General features: G+C 59.1%; 21 protein-coding genes and 1 pseudogene. 8 read left to right on the top strand and 14 right to left on the bottom strand.

Translation table 11 applies throughout. The annotated features are described in order from the left end of the window. Positions 1-56: 56 nt before the first annotated feature. Both guaB and JQR87_RS06075 read right to left on the bottom strand, forming a co-directional pair. Positions 57-1,526: an IMP dehydrogenase gene (gene guaB / locus JQR87_RS06080; protein WP_407291656.1), complete on the bottom strand. Its 1,470-nt coding sequence runs from the start codon at positions 1,524-1,526 to the stop codon at positions 57-59. A gap of 132 nt (positions 1,527-1,658) precedes the next feature. Beyond that, a complete protein-coding gene (locus JQR87_RS06075; RefSeq protein WP_407291657.1) occupies positions 1,659-2,204 on the bottom strand; it encodes a sugar ABC transporter ATPase in 546 nt (181 codons plus the stop codon). A 140-nt stretch (positions 2,205-2,344) separates the two neighbouring features. On the opposite strand from JQR87_RS06075, the gene xseA reads away from it, so the two are divergent. The 4 genes from xseA to JQR87_RS06055 are packed head-to-tail and all read left to right on the top strand — an operon-like array spanning position 2,345 to position 6,472. Beyond that, on the top strand, positions 2,345-3,724 hold the full coding sequence (gene xseA, locus JQR87_RS06070) for an exodeoxyribonuclease VII large subunit (RefSeq protein WP_407291659.1): 1,380 nt from the start codon (positions 2,345-2,347) through the stop codon (positions 3,722-3,724). Positions 3,725-3,747: 23 nt separating this feature from the next. Continuing rightward, entirely contained in the window at positions 3,748-4,566 is an 819-nt protein-coding gene (locus JQR87_RS06065; protein WP_407291661.1) for a peptidoglycan DD-metalloendopeptidase family protein, read from the top strand. A gap of 19 nt (positions 4,567-4,585) precedes the next feature. Next, on the top strand, positions 4,586-5,128 hold the full coding sequence (locus tag JQR87_RS06060; RefSeq protein WP_407291663.1) for a hydrolase: 543 nt from the start codon (positions 4,586-4,588) through the stop codon (positions 5,126-5,128). A gap of 39 nt (positions 5,129-5,167) precedes the next feature. Continuing rightward, a complete protein-coding gene (locus tag JQR87_RS06055) occupies positions 5,168-6,472 on the top strand; it encodes a mechanosensitive ion channel family protein (RefSeq protein ID WP_407291664.1) in 1,305 nt (434 codons plus the stop codon). A gap of 60 nt (positions 6,473-6,532) precedes the next feature. On the opposite strand, the pseudogene JQR87_RS06050 reads toward JQR87_RS06055, so the two are convergent. Next, positions 6,533-6,765 (bottom strand): annotated as a pseudogene (locus JQR87_RS06050) (TonB-dependent copper receptor); the annotation flags it as partial. A gap of 25 nt (positions 6,766-6,790) precedes the next feature. Next, positions 6,791-7,126: a DUF2946 family protein gene (locus JQR87_RS06045; protein WP_407291666.1), complete on the bottom strand. Its 336-nt coding sequence runs from the start codon at positions 7,124-7,126 to the stop codon at positions 6,791-6,793. Between the two features lie 336 nt (positions 7,127-7,462). On the opposite strand from JQR87_RS06045, the gene leuA reads away from it, so the two are divergent. From leuA to JQR87_RS06025, 4 genes are all read left to right on the top strand, one after another. Further along, positions 7,463-9,133 (top strand): 2-isopropylmalate synthase, encoded by a 1,671-nt coding sequence (gene leuA / locus JQR87_RS06040; protein ID WP_407291668.1) that lies wholly within the window; start codon positions 7,463-7,465, stop codon positions 9,131-9,133. Positions 9,134-9,306: 173 nt separating this feature from the next. Next, complete coding sequence (locus tag JQR87_RS06035; RefSeq protein ID WP_407291669.1) at positions 9,307-10,176, top strand: carboxylate/amino acid/amine transporter; 870 nt, start codon at positions 9,307-9,309, stop codon at positions 10,174-10,176. Between the two features lie 242 nt (positions 10,177-10,418). Continuing rightward, positions 10,419-11,072 carry a DUF2238 domain-containing protein gene (locus JQR87_RS06030; RefSeq protein WP_407291672.1) on the top strand — a complete coding sequence of 218 codons (654 nt, stop codon included), beginning with the start codon at positions 10,419-10,421 and terminating at the stop codon, positions 11,070-11,072. 11 nt (positions 11,073-11,083) lie between these two features. Further along, positions 11,084-11,464 carry a DUF2784 domain-containing protein gene (locus JQR87_RS06025; RefSeq protein WP_407291674.1) on the top strand — a complete coding sequence of 127 codons (381 nt, stop codon included), beginning with the start codon at positions 11,084-11,086 and terminating at the stop codon, positions 11,462-11,464. Positions 11,465-11,478: 14 nt separating this feature from the next. Here JQR87_RS06025 and JQR87_RS06020 read toward each other — a convergent pair whose 3' ends face one another. The 10 genes from JQR87_RS06020 to rlmN all read right to left on the bottom strand — a co-directional run bounded on the left by JQR87_RS06020 (position 11,479) and on the right by rlmN (position 22,574). Continuing rightward, positions 11,479-12,273, bottom strand: a complete 795-nt coding sequence (locus JQR87_RS06020) for an amidohydrolase (protein WP_407291675.1) — start codon at positions 12,271-12,273, stop codon at positions 11,479-11,481. Next, on the bottom strand, positions 12,261-13,409 hold the full coding sequence (locus JQR87_RS06015) for a pyridoxal phosphate-dependent aminotransferase (RefSeq protein WP_407291677.1): 1,149 nt from the start codon (positions 13,407-13,409) through the stop codon (positions 12,261-12,263). The genes JQR87_RS06020 and JQR87_RS06015 overlap by 13 nt, the downstream gene beginning before the upstream one ends. Positions 13,410-13,783: 374 nt before the next feature. Next, positions 13,784-15,268: a ribosome biogenesis GTPase Der gene (gene der / locus JQR87_RS06010; protein WP_407291678.1), complete on the bottom strand. Its 1,485-nt coding sequence runs from the start codon at positions 15,266-15,268 to the stop codon at positions 13,784-13,786. A 101-nt stretch (positions 15,269-15,369) separates the two neighbouring features. Continuing rightward, on the bottom strand, positions 15,370-16,518 hold the full coding sequence (bamB, locus tag JQR87_RS06005; protein WP_407291680.1) for an outer membrane protein assembly factor BamB: 1,149 nt from the start codon (positions 16,516-16,518) through the stop codon (positions 15,370-15,372). 4 nt (positions 16,519-16,522) lie between these two features. Then, positions 16,523-17,164 (bottom strand): YfgM family protein, encoded by a 642-nt coding sequence (locus JQR87_RS06000; RefSeq protein WP_407291681.1) that lies wholly within the window; start codon positions 17,162-17,164, stop codon positions 16,523-16,525. Between the two features lie 40 nt (positions 17,165-17,204). After that, positions 17,205-18,488, bottom strand: coding sequence for a histidine--tRNA ligase (gene hisS, locus JQR87_RS05995; RefSeq protein ID WP_407291683.1), 1,284 nt, complete (start codon positions 18,486-18,488; stop codon positions 17,205-17,207). A gap of 15 nt (positions 18,489-18,503) precedes the next feature. Beyond that, entirely contained in the window at positions 18,504-19,616 is a 1,113-nt protein-coding gene (gene ispG / locus JQR87_RS05990) for a flavodoxin-dependent (E)-4-hydroxy-3-methylbut-2-enyl-diphosphate synthase (protein WP_407291685.1), read from the bottom strand. Positions 19,617-19,618: 2 nt separating this feature from the next. Next, a complete protein-coding gene (locus tag JQR87_RS05985; protein WP_407291687.1) occupies positions 19,619-20,659 on the bottom strand; it encodes a RodZ domain-containing protein in 1,041 nt (346 codons plus the stop codon). Further along, positions 20,659-21,414 carry a type IV pilus biogenesis/stability protein PilW gene (gene pilW, locus JQR87_RS05980; RefSeq protein WP_407291688.1) on the bottom strand — a complete coding sequence of 252 codons (756 nt, stop codon included), beginning with the start codon at positions 21,412-21,414 and terminating at the stop codon, positions 20,659-20,661. The genes JQR87_RS05985 and pilW overlap by 1 nt, the downstream gene beginning before the upstream one ends. Positions 21,415-21,425: 11 nt before the next feature. Continuing rightward, the gene (gene rlmN, locus JQR87_RS05975; RefSeq protein ID WP_407291689.1) at positions 21,426-22,574 is read right to left on the bottom strand and encodes a 23S rRNA (adenine(2503)-C(2))-methyltransferase RlmN; all 1,149 of its coding nucleotides are present in this window, start codon (positions 22,572-22,574) and stop codon (positions 21,426-21,428) included. Between the last annotated feature and the right edge of the window lie 10 nt (positions 22,575-22,584).

The following is a 22,584-nucleotide window of genomic DNA, read 5'->3' as shown; positions in this document are numbered from 1 at the left end:
GAACGAAGCATGTGCTCATCCAGCCGCTCGGCGATCAGCCTCCAGCGACAGAAATATCAACCAACCCGGTAGTTGGGCGCTTCCTTGGTGATCTGCACGTCATGCACGTGGGATTCGGCCATGCCAGCGCCGGTGATTCGCACGAACTGCGGATGGGTACGCATATGGTCAATGGTCGCGCTGCCGGTATAGCCCATGGATGCACGCAAGCCACCCATCAGCTGATGAATGATTGCTGCAAGCGAACCCTTGTAGGGCACCCGCCCTTCGATGCCCTCGGGCACCAGCTTCTCAGCGCCTGCCGACGAATCCTGGAAATAGCGGTCCGAAGACCCCTGAGCCTGGGACATGGCACCCAGCGACCCCATACCGCGGTAGGCCTTGTAAGAACGACCCTGGAAGAGCTCGATTTCGCCTGGGGCTTCTTCGGTACCGGCGAACATCGAGCCCATCATCACAGCGTTGGCGCCGGCCACGATGGCTTTGGACAGGTCGCCGGAGAAACGGATGCCGCCGTCGGCGATCATTGGCACGCCGGTCCCTTCGAGCGCGGCGGAGACGTTGGCAATAGCGGAGATTTGCGGCACGCCTACACCCGCGACGATGCGCGTGGTGCAGATCGAGCCTGGGCCGATACCGACCTTGACCGCGTCAGCGCCCGCCTTGACCAGGTCCAGCGCGGCTTCGGCCGTGGCGATGTTGCCGCCAATAACCTGAACCTGCGGGAAGTTGTCCTTCACCCAGCGCACGCGATCCAGTACGCCGCGGGAATGACCGTGAGCAGTGTCGACAACGATTACGTCGACGCCAGCAGCGGCCAGCGCCTCGACGCGCTCGGCGGTATCAGGGCCTGTACCTACGGCTGCACCGACACGCAGGCGACCCTGACTGTCCTTGGATGCCAGCGGGTAGGTCTTGGCCTTCTCGATATCACGGAAGGTCACCAGGCCGCGCAGGTGGAAGTTCTTGTCGACCACCAACATCTTTTCGATGCGGTGCTCGTAGAGTTTGGTTTTGATTTCTTCCAGGCCGGTGCCTTCCTGAACGGTGACCAGCTCATCCTTCGGCGTCATGATCGCCGCGACCGAGTCACCAGCGTTTGGCGTGAAGCGCAGGTCACGTCCGGTAACGATGCCCACCAGCTCTTGACCAGAGACAACGGGGAAACCGGAGAAGCCGAGCTCGCGAGCCTTGCGCAGCAGTTCGCTGATCTTCGTCTCAGGGGTCACGGTGACCGGGTCGTGAACGATCGCTGTTTCGTGGCGCTTGACCTTGCGTACTTCCGCAGCCTGCTGCTCGACATTCATGTTCTTGTGAATGATGCCGATGCCGCCTTCCTGCGCCATGGCGATGGCCAGGCGAGCTTCGGTAACGGTATCCATCGCTGCTGAAACGAGGGGAATGTTCAGCTCGATGTCGCGGGTCAGGCGGGTCTTGAGGCTGACATCCTTCGGCAAAACTTCGGAATAACCCGGGATCAGGAGAACGTCGTCGAATGTCAGGGCTTCTTGGCTGATACGCAGCATGGCGGGGGCTCCCAGGCGGGAAAAAGGAAGCGCGGCATTATACCCGCCCACACCATCGCGCTCAATGCGGTTGTGAGGCACTTCGCCCTTATGCCGTTTCGCTTGACCGGCACGCTGACTGATCGGTCACCGCTATGCGACCACGACAGCCACCTTGAACCCCAGGCGAGCAGCGAACTCGTCCAGAAAGGCCTGAGTGAATACAGCATCGCCCCAGCCATTGAAGACAAAGCCGAGGTTGGAAAAACCGCAGGCTGGAATGAACAAGAACCCGTTGATGTCATCTTCGAAGCCGCATTCGGGACAGGTGAAATTATCGGTCTGCTTGGGCATCCACTCATCCAGGCTTTCGAACAGCGCTTCACCGATCTCGCGTCGACACTCGGGGCAGCCCGCCTCCTCGGCGAAGTCCTGGGTCGGCGTGTAAATGCAACGTTTGGTCACTACCTCCAATCCATTGATCGCCTCACCGAATGGCAAGCGGTCCGGATGCACCACGACGCTACGCGCGCCTGATGCGATGGCATATGCCATGCCGCCGACGCCGCGTCCGCAGGTGGTGGGCAGCGCCTCGACGATTCGACGCTCAGACAACCAGCGTAGGACCATTCGCGCTTTGGCTTCATGGCCAGGAAACGTTGAGATACGCGGCACGACGATCGCTTGATGGTGGCTCATGACTGGCTCGGAAAGGGGCAACGAAAGCGGCGCAGCTTAATCGGTTAGCCGCACAGGTCAACGAGGTGGGGCCAGCTGTTGTCTGACTAAGCGTTAGTCTTCAACGCCCATCGAGGCACTTTTCCCTTATCATCGCCGCCATGCTCAATGATCCTTTTCAACGCCTGAATCTCGATCGCGAAGTGCTGACTGTCAGCCAGCTTAACGGTCGTGCACGCCTGCTGCTCGAAGACGTCTTCGCCCAGGTCTGGGTCGAAGGTGAAATATCAAACCTGGCCAAGCCTGCGTCCGGCCACGTGTACTTCACGCTCAAAGACAAGAACGCTCAGGTCCGCTGCGCGCTGTTCCGACAGAACGCGCTGCGCGTGCGTCAGGCATTGCGCGATGGCCTGGCGGTAAAGGTTCGCGGGCGGGTGTCGCTGTTCGAGGGGCGCGGCGATTACCAGCTGATCCTGGATAACGTCGAGCCGGCAGGCGACGGTTCGCTACGTCTGGCCTTTGAAGCCCTTAAAGAGAAGCTGAGCGCTGAAGGTTTATTCGACGCGGCCACCAAGCGCGCCTTGCCCCTTCATCCGAGGCGCATTGGTATCGTCAGTTCGCCCACCGGCGCGGTGATCCGGGACATCATTTCGGTGTTTCGCCGACGCGCACCGCATGTCGCCCTGACGTTGGTGCCGACCCCTGTCCAGGGTCGCGAGGCGACGGCGCAAATTGTCCGTGCGCTGGAACTGGCCGATCGTGGCGATTTCGATGCGCTGATCCTCGCGCGTGGTGGCGGCTCGCTAGAGGATCTCTGGTGTTTCAATGAGGAGAGCGTCGCTCGAGCCGTCGCTGCCTGTGAGACGCCGATCGTCTGCGCTGTTGGCCATGAAACCGATGTATCCATCGCCGACTTCGTCGCCGATGTCCGCGCCCCGACGCCTTCCGCCGCCGCCGAGCTCCTGGCCCCCAGCAGTGCTGATGTTCGCCATCGACTCGAAGGCTTGCGACAACGCCTGCTGCTCCGTATGCGCGATCGTCTGCACCGCAGCGCCTCACATCTGGAAAGCCTGACGCGGCGACTGCGCCACCCGGGCGAACGCTTGCAGCAGCAGGCCCAGCGTATCGACGATCTGGAACAACGGCTGCTGCGCGGCATCGACCGTCGGCTCTGCGCCGGGCAAGAACGCCTCGCTCGATTCGAGACTCGCCTGGCCGGGCAACACCCGGGGCGAAACCTGACCCTGTTGCGCCAACGGCTCGATCATTTGTCCGGCCGCCTGCCTCGCGCAATGCAGGAAACGCTCAAGGGTCATCGCCACCAGCTACGGGGGTTGGCGCAAACACTGAATGTCGTCAGTCCGCTCGCCACGCTGTCACGTGGCTACGCCATTCTGCTCGATGAGCGCGGCCAGGCGATTCGACGTGCCGACAAGACCCAACCCGGCCAACGCCTCAAGGCACGACTGGGTGAAGGCGAACTGGACGTCAGGGTCGAAGACAACCATCAGACGCCTGTGACCTTGTCATCGCTGGATTAACCCATTCTCTGCCCAGGAATCCCATGCGTTTTGCCCTTGCCCTGCTGCTGTGTTTGTCGCTCCCGGTTCACGCCGAGGGTTTTCTCACCCGCCTGCTCAACAAGCCAGTACCCGGCGGCGTTGCTGTCATAGACCTGGGTAACGAGGCCAGCGCGCCAAAAGCACGGTACGACGGCAAACCGGTCCTGGTGGTGCGCGAAGACGACAAGCGCTGGATTGCCATCGTCGGGATACCGCTGACGGTCAAGGCGGGCCAGCAATCGCTGGACGTTGACGGCCGCGCGCAAGCTTTCCGCGTCGAGCCCCGCACCTACCGCGAGCAGCACATCACGCTGAAAAACCAGCGGCAGGTGAACCCGAACCCTGCCGACCTCAAGCGCATCCAGCGCGAACTGGACGAACAGACGCGGGCCTACCGACAGTTCAGCCCTCGCCAGCCCAGCAACCTCTTGTTCGACAAGCCGGTCAACGGCCCGCTCTCCTCACCGTTCGGCCTGCGGCGCTTCTTTAACGGCGAAGAGCGCAACCCGCATTCGGGGCTGGATTTCGCAGCGGAGACCGGTACGCCGATCAAGACGCCAGCAGCCGGAAAGGTGATCCTCACCGGAAACTATTTCTTCAACGGAAACACGGTGTTCGTCGACCACGGCCAAGGGCTGATCAGCATGTTTTGTCACCTCTCGAAAATCGACGTGAATGTCGGCGACGAACTTTCACGCGGCGCCGTGCTGGGAAAAGTTGGCTCCACAGGCCGTGCCACCGGACCGCATCTACACTGGAACGTCAGCCTTAACGATGCGCGTGTCGATCCGTCGATCTTCATCGGTGCGTTCAAACCCTGACCCGACCCAAGGACCCAATATGCTCATCAATGCGCAGGATTCGACCCTCCTCATTATCGACATCCAGGAACGGCTATTTCCCGCTATCGAAGGCCACACCGCATTGGCCGAGCACAGCGCCTGGCTGATTCAGGTTGCCCAGCGCGTCGGTGTGCCAGTGCTGTTCACCGAGCAGTACAGCAAAGGGCTTGGCCCTACCATCGCCTCGTTGCGCGACGGCATGGCTGACGAAGCGATTATCGAGAAGCTGCATTTTTCAGCAGCGCGCGACGGCGAGCTGTTCAAGCGTCCCGGCGGCGAGTGCAAGCAGTTCATCATCAGCGGTATCGAAACCCACATCTGCGTACTGCAGACCGTGCTCGACCTGTTGGCTCGCGGTCATCAGGTCTTCGTCGTAGAAGAAGCCGTCGGCTCGCGTCGCGCCAGTGACAAAGCGCTCGGCCTAGCGCGCATGCAACAGGCTGGAGCCAGCATCGTCTCCCGGGAAATGGTCGCGTTCGAGTGGATGGAGCAGGCCGGCACCGACCTGTTCCGCTCGATCAGCCGTGAATTCATCCGCTGATCAAACGCGCCGCTAACAGCCATCTGACGGAGCACTTTCATGCAGGACGAATTCAGGATCTGGCTGGACTGGCTTAGAGCCCACCCTGAACTGCAGACATTGGTCGCCAGCGCGGCGCTAGTATTCGCCGCCTGGCTCGCCAACTGGGTGGTCAAACGCATCCTTGTCCGCGGCGTCTACCAGATCGTACGCAGCTCGCGCGAATCGGAACTGCAGGATTTCGGGATTATCCGTCGGCTGTCCAACATCGTGCCGGCGCTGGTCCTTTCGGTCGGTGTGAACGCTGTACCGGGCTTACCTGAAGCGGCTGTCACAGTGGTGCGCAACGTCTGCAGTGGCTTCATCGTGTTAACGATCGCCCTCGCACTGGGGGCACTGCTGGACATCATCAACATGATCTACCGGCGCCGGGCCGATGCTCATGTGCACCCTATCAAGGGCTACCTGCAGGTCGTGAAGATCGTCGTGTATGCGGTTGCGACCATCCTCATCATCGCCACACTGATCGACCGATCGCCGCTGATTCTCCTGTCCGGCCTCGGTGCAATGGCAGCGGTGCTGTTACTGATCTTCCAGGACACCATCTTGTCGCTGGTGGCCAGCGTGCAGATCACCTCCAACGACTTGATCCGTGTCGGTGATTGGGTAGAAATGCCGCAGCTCAACGTAGACGGCGATGTCATCGACATCGCCCTGCATACGGTGAAGGTGCAGAACTGGGACAAAACCATCAGCAACATCCCGACCAAGCGCTTCATCAGCGACTCGTTCAAGAACTGGCGGGGCATGCAGGAAAGCGGTGGACGGCGGATCAAGCGCAGCCTGTTTCTGGATCAGCAAAGCGTGCACTTTCTGAGCAACGATGAATGCAAGCGTTTGCACCGCTTCAATCTGCTCGACGACTACCTGACCGAGAAGCGCCGGGAGATCGACGAATGGAACGCCAAGCTCGAAGAGCGCGGCAAGGAACCGGTAAACACCCGGCGCATTACCAACATCGGCAGCTTCAGGGCTTACGTCGAACGTTATCTGCGCAGTCACGGTGGGATTCATCAGGCGATGACCCTGATGGTGCGCCAGCTCAGCCCAACCGCGGATGGCTTGCCACTGGAAATCTATTGTTTCACCAATACTGTGGCCTGGACTCAATACGAGGCGATCCAGTCGGACATTTTCGACCACCTGCTGGCGATTCTGCCGGAGTTCGGTTTGCGTGTGTTCCAACACCCGAGCGGAGCCGACATGCGGGACTGGCGCGAGGCGCTCGCGCAAGATGGCGCACCGGTACTGCAACCGGATCGTGCAGGCGCCCGCAGCACTTTTCAACACAGCGGGCACGAATAAGCGAGACGGGATTAGCAAGCGGATCGAAAGCGGCATCGCCTTTCGATCCGCTGCCAGCTCTTAAAAACTCAGGTCAACGCGCCCCCAGTAGGTGCGACCGGGCTCGTTGATGCGCTCATCGGCGGACAAGCCGAAACCGGCATTAGGTTGAGATGCTCGCTGTACGCCTTGTCGAACAGGTTATCGATGCCGGTGCTGACCTTGAAGTTCGGGCTCAGGCGATAGGCGCCGTTGAGCGAGAAGACACCAAATCCCGAACTGTCATGGAAATCCTTGCTGACCACATTGCCGGAGCCGTGTGTGGATGGCTTTGAGGCTTCAACCAGGCAGAACGGGAGGTGCGCAGGGGTGTCGCTGAATATGGCGCCTTGCAGGCAACAACAGCTCGACCGGACGGGACGAAGCAAAAGCCGGACGGAACCGTGGCATCGCCAGCTCGAGCGTCAGAGTCAGCGGAGGGTTAAGCGTCAGCAGCTCGCAATAGCCGCAGAGATCCAACGCTTGTAGCCAGGTCGGATTCTGCGCGCCGCCCGTGCCGTGATGAGCAGCTCCAGCAGGCACCGCATGGGCCGATTGGTGCGCATGGGAATGCTCGCCAGCCGACGGTTTGGCTTGCAGCGCCGAATAAAGCGGGCCGACATGAATCATCAGCATGGCGAATAGGCCAAGCCAGATGCTAGATGACCATAGCCGTTTGCGTGTCAACGATGCATACCCGGATCAGGTGATAATGGTTCCAGCGAAGCGGCCGGATGATCGCACGCCCAGAGTCGTTTCCGGCGACATGAGGCCGCAGCAGAACGGGCAGCAAATGCTCATATAACTCAATAATTCAGCTATAAATTGCGCACTTGTCCGATATAGGGTGAAAACTGCCATTTTTAAAACAGTTCTTGCAACCACACACATCCACGCAATACTTTTGCAGCATCTACGATTGGTGCACGCGCGAGCGGCACTTCTCCGCCACGTTATCCATGGGGAATCGCCATGACCATGCTCAAGAATCCAGCGACGAAGTACCGCGCCTTTGCGCCGTTGAACATCCCGGATCGTACCTGGCCTTCCAAAACCATCACCGAGGCTCCTATCTGGCTGAGCTCGGATCTGCGTGACGGCAACCAGTCGCTGATCGAGCCGATGGATGCGGGCAAGAAGATGCGCTTCTTCAAAACGCTGGTGCAGGTTGGCCTGAAGGAAATCGAAGTAGGCTTTCCCTCGGCATCGCAGACCGATTTCGATTTCGTGCGCGAGCTGATCGAGGGCGGTCACATCCCGGATGACGTCACCATTCAAGTGCTGACTCAGGCTCGCGAAGACTTGATCAGCCGCACCTTCGAGTCGCTCAAAGGCGCCAAACGAGCGATCGTTCATTACTACAACGCCACCGCTCCGAGCTTCCGCCGCATCGTCTTCAACCAGGACAAGGCTGGTGTCGTAACCATCGCGGTCAACGCCGCGAAGGTGGTCAAGCGCCTGGCCGATGCCGCCCCGGAAACCGACTGGCGCTTCGAGTACTCCCCGGAAGTGTTCAGTTCGACCGAGACGGACTTTGCGGTCGAGGTGTGCAACGCCGTTATTGAGGTTTTCCAACCGACGCCCTCGAAGAAGCTGATCCTCAACCTGCCGGCGACTGTGGAAGCCGCCACGCCCAATATCTATGCTGACCAGATCGAGTATTTTGGACGCCATATCAACAAGCGCGACAGCGTGCTGATCAGCCTGCACACGCACAATGATCGGGGTACTGGCGTAGCCGCCACCGAGCTGGGCCTGATGGCTGGTGCTGATCGGGTCGAGGGCTGCTTGTTCGGCAACGGCGAGCGCACCGGTAACGTCGACTTGGTAACCGTCGCGCTGAACATGTACAGCCAGGGCGTTGACCCTCAACTGGACTTTTCCGATATCGACGCCGTACGCAAGGTGGTCGAGGAATGCAATCAGCTGCCAGTGCACCCCCGTCATCCCTACGTCGGCGACCTGGTCCATACTGCCTTCTCCGGATCTCACCAGGACGCGATCCGCAAGGGTTTCAGTCAGCAGGATCCGAATGGCCTATGGGAAGTGCCCTACCTGCCGATTGACCCCGCCGACATCGGTCGCAGCTACGAAGCAGTGATCAGGGTCAATAGCCAATCTGGTAAGGGCGGCATCACCTATCTGCTCGAACAGGAGTACGGGATCAGCCTCCCGCGCCGCATGCAGATCGAGTTCAGTCAGGTCGTCCAGAAAGAAACAGATCGGCTAGGCCTGGAAATGAGCGCCAAGCAAATCTATGCCTTGCTGGAGGCCGAATACCTGCAGGCTACTGCGCCCTATACGCTCAAGAGCCATCGCCTCCAGGAAGAGAACGGCACAAGCGCGCTGGATGTGGAAGTAACCAGCGAAGGTGAAACCATGCATTGGCGCGGCATCGGCAAAGGCCCGCTGGAAGCACTGGTAGCGGGCCTTCCAGTCAAGCTTGAAATCATGGACTACCACGAGCATTCGATTGGTGCTGGCAGCAACGCGCGGGCCGCGGCCTATATCGAAGTGCGCCTGGACGGCGAGCGACCGCTGCATGGCATCGGCATTGACGAAAACATCACCACTGCCAGCATTCGTGCGCTTTTCAGCGCACTGAACCGTGCACTGCGAGAAGCACAAAGCAAAGCCGCCTGAATGCCTCGGTGAAATCAAGCAAGGGGATGCTCAAGCCTCCCCTTTTTCGTTGGTCTAGCCAACTTGAGCGCGTTTTGCCCCCCATTGCGCCTCTTGAGCTGTAGAACCGTCACCTCAGGCCTTCCCTCGTCAACGCCGAGCCGGTAAGGTCGCCGACCTTCTGAGGAGTCGGCATGCGCTACCTTATTTTCGTCACCCTGCTCTGGGCATATTCCTTCAACCTCATCGGTGCGTACCTGGCCGCTCAGGTGGACAGCTATTTCGCTGTGCTGACGCGTGTGGTCCTGGCCTGCATTTTCTTCCTTCCGCTAACCCGCTGGCGGGGCGTTGCGCCGGGCTTCATTGCCGGGGTAACGCTGGTTGGCGCCTTGCAGTTTGGCGTCACCTATATCTGTCTTTACTTGAGCTTCAATGTGCTGACTGTCGCGGAAGTGCTGCTGTTCACCGTACTGACCCCCTTGCACGTCACGCTGATCGATGACGCGATAAACCGTCGTTTCAACCCCTGGGCATTGGTGGCGGCTGCCGTTGCTGTGTTGGGCGCTGGGCTGATCCGCTATGACGGCGTGTCCAGTGATTTCCTTGGTGGCTTCCTCTTGATGCAGCTGGCGAACTTCACCTTTGCCGCTGGCCAGGTCGGCTATAAGCATCTGGCATACCGCTACCCCTCTGATGTCCCGCTCTATCGCCGTTTTGGCTACTTCTTCCTGGGTGCGCTGGTCATCGTGTTGCCTGCCTGGTTGATGTTCGGCAACCCTGACAAGCTGCCAACCACAACCAGCCAATGGAGCGTGCTGATTTGGATGGGCGTGCTGGCGACTGCGCTGGGGCAGTTTTGCTGGAACAAGGGCGCGACTCAGGTGGACGCCGGCACGCTAGCCGTGATGAACAACATGGCGGTGCCGGTGGGACTGGTGCTCAACCTGTTGTTCTGGGGCACAGAGACTGATCTGCTACTGCTAACGCTGGGTGGACTGACCATCCTCGCCTCGCTGCAGATCAACCGACTGGGCCACCGGAAGGCTCGGTTAGCCATCAGGTGATTGTTACGCGTGGCTCATAATCGACCCCGATGATCGTCGTGCCCGTACGGATGTGATTCTCTAGTGCGCGTACGTCCCTGGTCACCGTCCGCTCAACGCGCTGCGGCTTTGCAGAGCCGGGTCGCTATTCCGATCGGTCTTTATCTGAGCGAAGGCTACAGCTCGCGATGTCCAGAAAGGATGGCCTGGACAGCTAGGCTGAACCTTGCACGTGCAGTTGCACCTGGGCAGCCGCGCACTGCATGCTGCTAGCTCAATGGATAATCATGGCTACAACAATGCGGGACAGGACGCTCTACACCACGCTCGGATCGCTCGTACTGCTGGCATTGGTCGGCTCCGGCGTGGCGCCACATGACCGAGCGACCTGGCTGCTTGAAGTCGCGCCAGTGCTGATCGCCGCCCCGCTGCTCTTGTGGAGCTATCAACGCTTCCCACTGACGCGCCTGCTCTATGTGGTCATAGCCATACATGCACTGATTCTGATCGTTGGCGGTGCCTACACCTATGCCCGGGTTCCGGCGGGCTTCTGGCTACAGGAATGGCTGGACCTCAGCCGCAATCCTTACGACAAACTTGGTCATTTCATCCAGGGAGTGACGCCTGCGCTGCTGGCGCGGGAGATTCTGCTACGTTGTCGTCTGGTGGCGCCCGGGAAAATGCTGGGGTTTATCGCACTCTGCGTCGCACTGGCGTTCAGCGCATTCTATGAACTGATCGAATGGTGGGTAGCACTCCTCGCCGGCCAAGGCGCAGAGGATTTCCTCGGCACACAAGGAGACCCTTGGGATACACAGTCAGACATGTTCATGGCGTTGCTCGGAGCGATACTGTCCGTCACCCTACTGGCGCGCCCGCAGGATCGACAGATTAGCCGGCTGACCCAGCAGGCATAGCGGAGTCACGCATGCTTTACAGAATCGGAGCCGATGCAGTACTGCTACTGCATCTCACGTTCATCGTATTCGTGCTACTGGGTGGGCTGCTGGTCGCCTGGAGGCGCGGATTTCTGCTGCTGCATATTCCAGCAATTGCGTGGGGCATCTTCGTCGAGCTAACCGGGCGACCCTGCCCCCTTACCCATTGGGAAAATCTGCTGCGCCAGCTGGCGGGCAGCGCCGGCTACGAGGCCGGCTTCATCGAGCATTACCTAGTGCCGCTGATCTATCCGGCCTGGCTGAGCGTACCGGTGCAGTACCTGCTGGCCGCCGTGGTCGTCTTGGTAAATGCACTGATCTACGGCGGCGTGCTGTGGCACCACAGACATAGCGCTGGAGCGAACCGGTGACGGTCGCCCCTTGGTCAAAGCTTAAGCTCGAATGCGTCGCCGTCGTGGTAAGCAGGGAATTTGCTGCGAAATTTGGCCAAATCGGCTGCCCGCAGCCGCGTCCGGAATACCCCCTCGGCATCGCCGGCGTCCAGCAACGTATCCCCCAGGTAGTCGAGCACTTGGCTGTCTCCACTGTAGGGGTAACCTTTGCCATCCTCGCCTACCCTGTTCACTGCCGCAACGTAGCAAAGGTTTTCAATAGCTCGCGCAGGGAGTAACCGGTTCCAGGCATTGCGTCGCGCAGCCGGCCAGTTGGCGGTGTAGAGCAAGAGATCGGTGTCGTGCGGATCACGGCTCCAGACCGGGAAGCGCAAGTCATAGCAAATCAAGGGTCGCACGTTCCAGCCGTTCAGCTCGAATACCGCCTGCTGGTTGCCCGCCGTGTAGTGCTTGTGCTCACCGGCCATCCGAAACAGATGGCGCTTGTCATAGTGCAAGATTTCGCCATTTGGCCGAGCCCATAGCAGTCGGTTGCGGTGAGTGCCGTCTGCCGCCTCGATGATCACGCTGCCAGTTATAACCGCGTCCATCCGCGCGGACTGCTCGCGAAGCCATGCGTAGGTCGGCCCTTCCTCGGGTTCGGCAAGCGATTCGGAATCCATCGAGAACGCCGTGGTGAACATTTCAGGCAGGACAATCAGGTCGACGCCACGAGCTTCGTCCAGTAGACCGATAAAACGGTCACGATTGGCAGCGGCATCCTGCCAGACGAGAGAGGTCTGGATGAGCGCCAGTTCGAGATCCGGCAACGTATTCAAATCGCGCATAGTCGTTGTGCTGCTTGGCGCAGCGTCTCCTCTCGTTTGGCGAAGCAGAAGCGGACTAGCCGTGATTCTGCAGGAGGTGTCTGATAGAAAACCGATATCGGGATGCTTGCCACACCATGCTGGCGGGTTAGCCATTCGGACATGGCTACATCATCGAGATCCGGCCGAATCGCCGAATAGTCGGCCAGCTGGAAATAGGTGCCAGCAGCTCGGGTGAAGCTGAATCTGGAACCGGCGAGCAAATCGCAGAACAGGTCACGCTTGGCCTGGTAGAACGCCGGCAATTCGCTTACATGCTCCGGATGGGCCGCCATGAAATCGGACAGCGCCCACTGCAGCGGTGTGACGCCGGTAAAACTGACGTACTGATGAATCTTGCGCAGCTCGATGGTCAAGGCTGGCGGTGCGATCACATAGCCGGTCTTCCAGCCCGTGACGTGATAAGTCTTGCCAAACGAACTGACGACGAAAGCGCGCTGGAACAGCTCCTCGTGGCGCAACACGCTGGCGTGCTGCCGACCATCAAACACGAGGTGCTCGTACACCTCATCGCTGAGCAGGTAGATCTCACGGTCGCGAATCAGCGCCGCAAGGCGATCCAGGTCCGTCATGTCGATTAGCGCCCCGCTGGGATTGTGCGGGGTGTTCAGCACGATCATCCGAGTGCGAGGGGTGATCGCATCGGAGAGCCGCTGCCAGTCGATTGAAAACTCAGGGAGGCTCAAGGGTTGATGAATACAAACACCGCCGGCCAACTCCACAGCAGGTTCGTAACTGTCATAGCACGGGTCAAACACGATGACCTCGTCACCCGGCCGTATCACGGCCTGAATCGCGCAGAAGATTGCTTGCGTAGCGCCAGGCGTGATGGTGATTTCCTGTTCGGCGCTGACCTGGCGGCGGTATAGCGAATCTACCTTGATCGCTACCTGCTCGCGCAGCGTTGGCAAACCAGCCATAGGCGCATATTGGTTATTCCCACCCATTACGTGCCGAGCGAGCGCCTCGCGCAGCGCGTCGGGGCCGTCAAAATCAGGAAAGCCCTGGGACAGGTTCAGCGCCCCGGTCTGAGCGGCCAGCTGGGACATTGTGGTAAAGATGGTGGTGCCGACATTGGGCAGTTTACTGATGAACATGAACGCCTTCCGACAGGTCTGCCGCAGGAGCAGCAGCAGAGAAAACAGAATAGCCGATCAAAGCAACTCGATACGAGGGCACGCGGTATCTGACGACTGCTGCTCCCTAGGATCACTGACTGGATGATTCTGTCATCCAATACCTGCCAGAAGCACAACATGCCCTCTACTCTGCCCACTCTCAATGGGACAACCTGCGCGCGATGCCTATCCAACTCTGCAGGGCGTGATCCGGGGCGGTACTGAGCAGATAAGCAGCAACCGACAGCCGATGGCGCACAGCCATTGTGTTGCCTGGGCCGCCACCCTGCTAAGCCTGGACATGCACGACCGGCCCTGCATATGGACCGGTTTCCGACGAAGCAGACTTAGGCTCAGCGCTTGTCGCGACGCTTCTTTTCGGCCTTTTTGTGGTGGGACATAAGGCGACGCTTCTTGTTGACCTGGCGATCCGTCAGCGTGTTCTTCTTGCCTTCGAACGGGTTTTCGCCGCCCTTGTACTCGATACGGATCGGCGTTCCGACCAGTTTCAACACACGCCGATAGGTGTTTTCAAGATAACGGGTGTAGGACTTGGGGATGGCGTCGACCTGGTTGCCGTGAATCACGATCAGCGGCGGGTTGGCCCCGCCAAGGTGCGCATACCGCAGCTTGATGCGGCGGCTGGCGACCATCGGTGGCGCGTGCTCTCGAACGGCATCCTCAAGAATCTGGGTGAGGCGACTGGTGGGCCAGCGGGTTACGGCTGACTTGAAGGAGGCCTGCACGGATTTATACAAGTTGCCAACGCCCGTGCCGTGCTTGGCCGAGATAAAATGGATGTCCGCAAACTCAACGAAGAACAAGCGACGCTCGAGTTCGGTCTTTACGTAGTCGCGCTCGCTCGGCTCCATGCCGTCCCACTTGTTCAGCGCGATGACCAATGCACGACCGCTTTCCAGAACAAAGCCAAGCAGATTCAGATCGTGTTCCACTACGCCTTCGCGTGCATCCATGACGAAGATGACCACGTTCGAGTCCTGGATCGCCTGTAGCGTTTTGACGACTGAAAACTTTTCGACGGCTTCGAAAATCTTGCCTCGGCGACGCACACCTGCGGTATCGATCAGTGTGTACTTCTCGTCGTCGCGTTCGAATGGGATGTAGATGCTGTCCCGCGTCGTGCCGGCCTGATCATAGACGATGACGCGTTCTTCACCCAGCATACGGTTGACCAGTGTCGATTTGCCGACGTTGGGCCGACCAATGATCGCGATCTTGATGCCATCCTTTTCGCTCGGCCCAGGGATGCGCTTGAGTTCCTGGCCTTCGGAGACCTGCTCACCCTCCTCGGCCTCGCTCTCTGCCTCTGGCATCTCGGCGTTGTCCTTGGGGAACATACCAAGGGCCTGCTCGAGCATGTGGCTGATGCCGCGGCCGTGCGCCGCGGCAATCGGCAACGCATCGCCAAGGCCAAGCGGACTGAATTCCGCGCGTGCGATGTCCGGGTCGATGCTGTCGACCTTGTTGGCTACAAGGAAGTGGCGCTTGTTCATCTTTCTCAGATGCTCGGCAATCATCTGATCGCCCGGAGTCATGCCCGCTCTCGCATCCACCATGAACATGACCGCGTCAGCTTCCTGCATCGCTTGCAGCGACTGCTCGGCCATCTTCGCATCGATACCCTGCTCGTCTCCGGTCAGCCCCCCCGTGTCGATAACTATATAGGTGCGGCCCTGCCATTTGGCCTCGCCGTACTGGCGATCACGGGTCAGACCGGCATATTCCGCGACGATAGCGTCTCGGCTCTTGGTCAGACGGTTGAACAGGGTCGATTTACCGACGTTCGGACGGCCCACCAGGGCGATTACGGGAACCATACGGCTCTCCACTGCGATATTTCAGAAAACACGAAGGCCGCTGCAAGGCAGCGGCCATGTATAGCGTCCCGCCGAGGCGAGACAAAGGGACTGACGCGGCCTCAGTCCGCTTGGCGAATGGTCAGTGCGACCAGTTTTCCGCCATTACCGTAGACAAACAGCCAGTCACCTTCAACCACTGGCTGCACACGCACACCATCGCTGTCGATGCGGGTACGGGCAACGAAGCGTCCATCCACCTGACTCAACAAATGCAAATAGCCCTCCTTGTCACCGACCGCTACGTAGCTGGAGAAGACCCCCGGCCCTGACAATTGGCGGCGAGCCAGCGCATCGTTGCTCCAGAGGGCGGTCGTGGAACGTTCATCAATGCTGACCACAGTGCCATCGGCCTGACTGACGTAGACGCTCCCATACCCCATTGCCACGCCAGACGAGGTGGAGGCGTCGCGCTGCCAGAGGATACGCCCGGTTTCCAGATCCAGGGCCGCGACGCGCCCCTGATAACTGGCGACATACAGGGTGCCGCCTGAAAGCAGCAGCCCACCATCGATATCGACGACGCGCTCCAATTCGGAACGGCCCGTGGGGATGGCGACCCGCTGCTCCCATACTGGCAGCCCACGTCGGGTATCGAGCGCTACGACTTTGCCGCTGGACAGCCCTGCGATCGCCAGCTCGTTGGTCAACAATGGTTCGCCCGTGCCGCGCAACGTCAGCACAGCGGGCGAGCTCTCGTAGCTCCAACGCTGCTTGCCGGTGTCGATTTCGAGGGCAACGACCCGGTCATCCTGCGTTTGAACAACCACTACATCGCCGTTAACGGCTGGGGCCGCGAGTACCTCACTGCTGACCTGGCTGCGCCAGCGCTCTTCGCCGGTCGAGACGTCCAGAGCCAACACTTCTCCGCGCAAGGTTCCGAGCAGGATCAGTCCGTAGCCTGCGCCAACGGCACCCGAGATCGGCACGTTGAGATCGTTTTTCCAGTTGACTTTTCCTGTCGTGCGGTCCATCGCGACAACCAGGCCTTTCACGTCCGCAGCGAAGATCTCGTTGCCGTATACGACCGGCGTCAGGAGGTTGTAGGTTTCGCCCTGACCTTTGCCAATCGAACGGCTCCATTCCTCTTTCAGCTGAATCTCTGCATCGAACTCGACCAGCTCGGCGGGTTCAGGCTCTTTCTTGTCATTGCTGCTGCAACCCGCTGCCAGTACGGCCAGGGTGAGCAGTGCTGCAGTCGTCCAACGCATCAATTCACGCCTCTCCGCGAGCCAGGTCATCTAGTTTCAGCTGCAAGCCGCCGATCGCGGCATCCTGAGACAGCAATTCTTTCGCCTTGGAATAGGCGGCGTGGGCCTCGTCAGGACGCTTGAGCGCCACCAGCAAATCACCGCGCAACTCTTCACGGCTGGCGGCAAAAGCTTCCACAGCATCGCCTTTGAGCAGCGCGAGCCCTTCTTCGGCTTTACCCTGCGCGGCCAGAACACGGGCCAAACGCTGACGGGCCAGTTCTTCGAGGGTCTGGTCAGCAGGCTTATCCAGCACGACCTGCAACTCGGTCACAGCATCATCGAGACGCCCTGATTCAACCGCAACCTTGGCTACGAACAGGTTGCCGTACTGGGCATAGTGAGAACCGGAAAACTCCTTCTGCAGCTGATTGCCCAAGCGCGAGACTTCAGCGGCGTCAGCGCCGTCCTGCTCCAGAGCTGCATTCAGCAGTTGCTGATAGATGACCGACGCGCTTTGGGACTGGTTGAGCTGATATCGCTGCCAGTACTGCCAGCCGAATACGACCACCAGGGCAACTGCAGCCCCTAACAGCAACGGCTTGCCGTTACGCTGCCACCACTCCTTGATTTGCGCCAGCTGTTCTTCTTCGCTACCCGAGGTCACACCGTCACTCCTTCAATTCGCTATTTTCAGGCCTATCGGCTCAAGCCAGACAGGCAGCCAGACGCTCGGGAAGAGCATCCCAGGCAATGCTTTGTTGTTCACTGTCGTCGCGCAGCGGCTTGCAACCTACCACGTGGCCAGCCAGCTCGTCGTCACCTAAGATCAGGGCGAACCGCGCGCCGCTCTTGTCAGCCTTTTTGAACTGGCTCTTGAAACTCCCGCCTCCAGCGTTGACTAACAGGCGCAGCCCCGGTAGCGCATCCCGCAGACGCTCGGCCAGCGCCAGCGCCGCAAGTTCGGCCGCGTCGCCAAAGGCGCAGATATAAGCATGGGCAGGCTGATTCAGCTCATCCGGAACGACCTGGAGGGTTTCGAGCAGCAATACCAATCGCTCGATTCCCATTGCGAAGCCGACACCCGGCGTTGGTTTACCGCCGAACTGACTGACCAGACCATCGTAGCGTCCGCCCGCACAGACAGTACCTTGCGAACCGAGCTTGTCCGTTACCCACTCGAACACGGTGCGCCCGTAATAGTCGAGGCCACGCACCAGCTTTGGATTGATCTGAAAAGCAATCCCGGCCGATTCCAGACGAGCCTTCAGGCCCTCGAAGTGGGCGCGGGACTCTTCATCTAGATAGTCGTGCAACGTAGGCGCGTCCGCCAGCAGTGCCTGCGTTTGAGCGTTCTTGCTGTCGAGAATGCGTAACGGATTAGTGGTGAGGCGGCGTTGGCTATCTTCATCAAGCTGATCGAAATGCTGCTGCAGATAGGCGACCAGTGCATCGCGATATACTGCACGCGCCTCGCTTGAACCGAGACTGTTCAACTGCAGACTGACCGCATCGGCCATACCGAGCTTCTTCCACAACCGAGCCGTGAGCACGATCAGCTCTGCATCGATGTCTGGCCCCGGCTGGTTGAAGACTTCCACACCAATCTGATGAAACTGGCGATAGCGGCCTTTTTGCGGCTTTTCATAGCGGAACATAGGGCCGGCGTACCAGAGTTTCTGTACTTGACCGCCTCCGGTCATGCCATGCTCGAGCACGGCGCGTACACAACCAGCAGTGCCTTCCGGCCGCAATGTGAGCGATTCGTCGTTGCGGTCAAGAAAAGTATACATCTCCTTGTCGACCACATCGGTACCTTCCCCGATACCACGGGCGAACAGATCGGTGAATTCCAGAATCGGCAAGCGAATCTCGTTGTAGCCATAGCTTTCGAGCAGCTGCGCAAAAGTGGTTTCCAGATAACGCCAGACGGGCGTCTGGGCCGGAAGGATATCGTTCATGCCACGAATGGCTTGCAGGGACTTGCTCAATTCCGTTCCTTAAAATCAGCTACGCACGATCAGCGCAGCGTCTGTCTCGGCCTTTTCAGCGGCTTTGCGACGAATCAGCTGTTCCAGTTCGTCTACCAGATTGTCGTTGTTCAGTTTCTGGGCTGGCTTGCCGTCGATATAGATGAGGTTGTTCGGCGTCCCTCCGGTCAAACCGATGTGGGCCTCTTTGGCCTCACCAGGACCGTTAACTACACAGCCAATTACTGCAACATCCATCGGGACCAGCAGATCATCGAGCCTACCCTCGAGGTCGTTCATGGTCTTGACCACGTCGAAGTTTTGCCGCGAGCAGCTTGGACAGGCAATGAAGTTGATTCCTCGTGAACGCAGGCGCAACGACTTGAGGATATCGAAGCCAACCTTGATCTCTTCTACCGGATCTGCGGCAAGCGAAATGCGGATGGTGTCGCCGATACCTTCGGCAAGCAGCATTCCCAGACCGACAGCCGACTTCACCGTACCGGAGCGCAGGCCACCGGCCTCCGTGATCCCCAGATGGAGGGGCTGTTCAATCTTGTCAGCCAGCAACCGGTAGGCCGCGACGGCCATGAATACGTCTGATGCCTTCACGCTGACTTTGAAATCCGCGAAGTTCAAACGATCGAGATGCTCTACATGACGCAACGCGGACTCAACCAGCGCCTCGGGAGTAGGCTCGCCATACTTTTTCTGCAGATCTTTTTCCAGCGAGCCGGCATTTACGCCAATGCGGATAGGAATGCCCCTATCGCGCGCCGCCTCAACAACGGCGCGGACCCGGTCCTCGCGACCAATATTGCCGGGGTTGATACGTAGGCAATCGACGCCAAGCTCAGCGACACGCAGTGCAATCTGATAATCGAAATGTATATCCGCCACCAAGGGCAGACTGACCCGCTGCTTGATCTTACCGAACGCCTCGGCCGCCTCCATTGAAGGAACCGACACACGAACGATGTCGGCGCCCGCATTTTTCAATCGCTCGATCTGCTCGACGGTAGCATCCACATCGCAGGTTTCGGTATTCGTCATACTCTGCACGGCGATAGGGGCATCACCGCCTACAGGTACGCTACCGACCCAGATCTTTCGGGAGTGGCGACGCTTGATGGGAGACTCACTGTGCATGATTACTGTCCTAGCTTGAGGCGAGCAGTCTCACCGCGCGTTTTGCCAGAAAGGCTGACGGGCTCGCCATTGAAGCTCACCTGGACGCCGGAGGCGAAGCCCAGATGTAGATCCAGTGGGGTTTCGCCAACCAACGTGCGAGACGAGCCGGCCTTCGCCAGCCCGCTATAGAGGACTTTACCGTTAACATCGGTGACTCGTGTCCAGCAGTCGGCGGTATAAACCAACGTCAGGCGCCCTTCTCCGGGCGCGACGGACTCCGTTTCAGCCGCAACCGGTGCCGATGTGGCGTCGGCGGGAGCTGCTGGCAACGTTTCGCCGGTCGGCTCGGGCGTGACGTCGCTATCTTGAGCAGGCACCGAAGTCTCGCTTGTCAGGGCTGCTGGACTGCCTTCAACCGGTGTGCCAGTCGCCGGCTGCCCATCAAGCGGAGAGGTTTCCGGACCGGGCGCGGGGGCTTCCCCGCTTGGTTGCTCAGGTGCCGGTTCGGCTGGCTCGGCTGGATCGAGCGGTTCGAGCTCAACAGGATCTTCCGCTCGATCAAGCAGGTGTATTTCAGTGGTACCGTCCGCAGCCTCAACCTCGATTCTCTCCAACGCAGTGACTGACGGGCCGGACTCGGTGCGGGAGGAGCGATCCTGCCACCATAAAAAAGCACCAACACCAATCACGAGCGTCAAGATGAACGTAAAGAAGCGCACCATGCTACGAGACAAGCGCACTGGCTGGTCGATGTGGCCCAGGCTGTTTACGCTGCTGCCAGTTGCATCTGTACCTGTGTGGTGATCGAACTGCCGTACGAGACGATTCTGGTCCAACCCCAACAACTTGGCGTAAGCACGCACGTAACCGCGTGCGAACGTATGACCGGGAAGCTGACTGAAATCACCCGCCTCGATCTGCATAAGCGACCGCTCAGAAAGATTAAGCTGCCTAGCCACCGAAGTAATCGACAGGCCTTTGCTCTCACGTTCTGCACGTAATGTTTCGCCAGGATTGGCCAGAGCCGTCGGGGCAGCGGCTTCAGAGTGTGGCGCTATCATCATTGCTCCGAAAGATACTGTAGATATTCAGGCGTACCTGGATAAAGGCGCTTGAGCTGAAGGCCCAGACTGGCCGCCAGATCGCGGTCCTGATGGATTTTGGCAAGTCGAATACCGAGCAACAGACTGCGGGCGTTCTGCTCGGAAAGGCTGCTAAACGCTTCGTAGTAACGCTTTGCAGGAACAAACTGCTTATCTTCGTAAGCCATCACGGCCAACTCAAGCAATGCACGCGGCTGGCGGCTATCCAGTCGCAACGCACGGGTGAAATAGGTTTCGGCCTGTTCGCGCTGATCGAGCATCAGTGCTGTCATGCCCATATTCTGGAAGACATGAGAACGTCCTGGATAGAGGTTGTCCTCGGCTGCCTTTGTGAACCGATCCATTGCTTCCTGATAGCGTTTTTGCTCGAAAAGAAAGCTACCGTAGTTATTGAGGATGCGAGCGTCGTTATGGCTGGAAAGTGCTTTGCGATAATGCTCGTCTGCTAGCTGGTTTTCCATCTCGGTCTGAAATACCAGCGCCAAAGCGGCATGCGCGTCTGCGCTGTTCGGGTCCAGCTCGAGCGCCTTACGGAGTGGCGTCTTCGCGCGGGACGCCTCGCCTTGCTGCAAATAGCCGATGCCAAGTTCGATATACGCATCACGTGCTTCGTCACGTCCTTCCGGGGTACGCATCGGATTGGTTGAACCGGAAGACACACAGCCAGCCATAAGGCTAGCGAGCACAAACAGCAGCGCAACGCGCATGGTCATCAGCATCCCCCTCAGGAACGATTCGTAGCGACAGGCGCTATTACGGGCTCAGATTGCAGCTCGCGCACCGCGATGTAGCGCTCGCTTCGGCGGGTTCGGTCCAGCACTTGGCCGACCAGCTGGCCGCAGGCGGCGTCAATGTCCTCACCACGAGTGGTACGCACCGTTACATTGTGCCCAGCTTTATGCAGGATGTCCTGAAAACGACGGATTGCATTGTTGCTCGGCCGCTCATATCCGGAATGCGGAAAGGGATTGAACGGAATCAGATTGATTTTGCACGGAATTTTAGCCAGCAAAGCAACCATTTGCTCGGCATGCTCGGGCTGATCGTTCACGCCCTGCAACAGCGTGTATTCAATAGTGAGAACGCGCTTCTCACCGAGATTGGAGATATATCGCTGACAAGCCGCCAGTAGCATCTCCAAGGGATATTTCTTGTTAATTGGCACCAACTGGTCACGCAGCGCATCGTTCGGCGCATGCAGTGACAAAGCCAAAGACACATCAATCACCTTCGACAACTCTTCGATCATCGGCACTACACCCGATGTCGAAAGCGTCACCTTACGCTTGGAAATCCCGTACCCAAGGTCATCCATCATGATCTGCATGGCAGCGACAACGTTATCGAAATTGAGCAAGGGTTCGCCCATGCCCATCATTACAACGTTGGTGATGGCTCGATCGACCTTGGCCGGAATGGTGCCGAATGACTTATTGGCAATCCAGACCTGACCTATGACCTCAGAGGCGGTGAGATTGCTATTGAAACCTTGCTTGCCGGTCGAGCAGAAGCTGCAGTCCAACGCACAGCCGGCCTGGGAGGAAACGCAAAGCGTGCCACGCCCACCCTGAGGGATATAGACGGTCTCCACACAGCTACCCGAAGCCACACGCACAACCCATTTACGGGTGCCGTCAGTCGAAATGTCCTCACTGACAACCTCGGGGCCGCGGATTTCGGCTGAGGCCTTGAGCTTTTCGCGCAAGGCCTTGCCGATATTACTCATGGCGTCGAAATCATCGACGCCATAGTGATGAATCCATTTCATGACCTGACCGGCACGAAAGCGCTTCTCCCCTATTGAATCGAAGAAGCTTTCCAACTGTGGCTGGGTCAGCCCCAGCAGATTCACTTTACCGGTCGTAGCAGTCATCTGGATTCAC

It is taken from the genome of Stutzerimonas stutzeri (assembly GCF_051028275.1).
Lineage (GTDB): Bacteria > Pseudomonadota > Gammaproteobacteria > Pseudomonadales > Pseudomonadaceae > Stutzerimonas > Stutzerimonas stutzeri_AS.
Note: the sequence above shows the minus strand (reverse complement) of the source record. Positions and strands in the feature narration are given on the sequence as shown.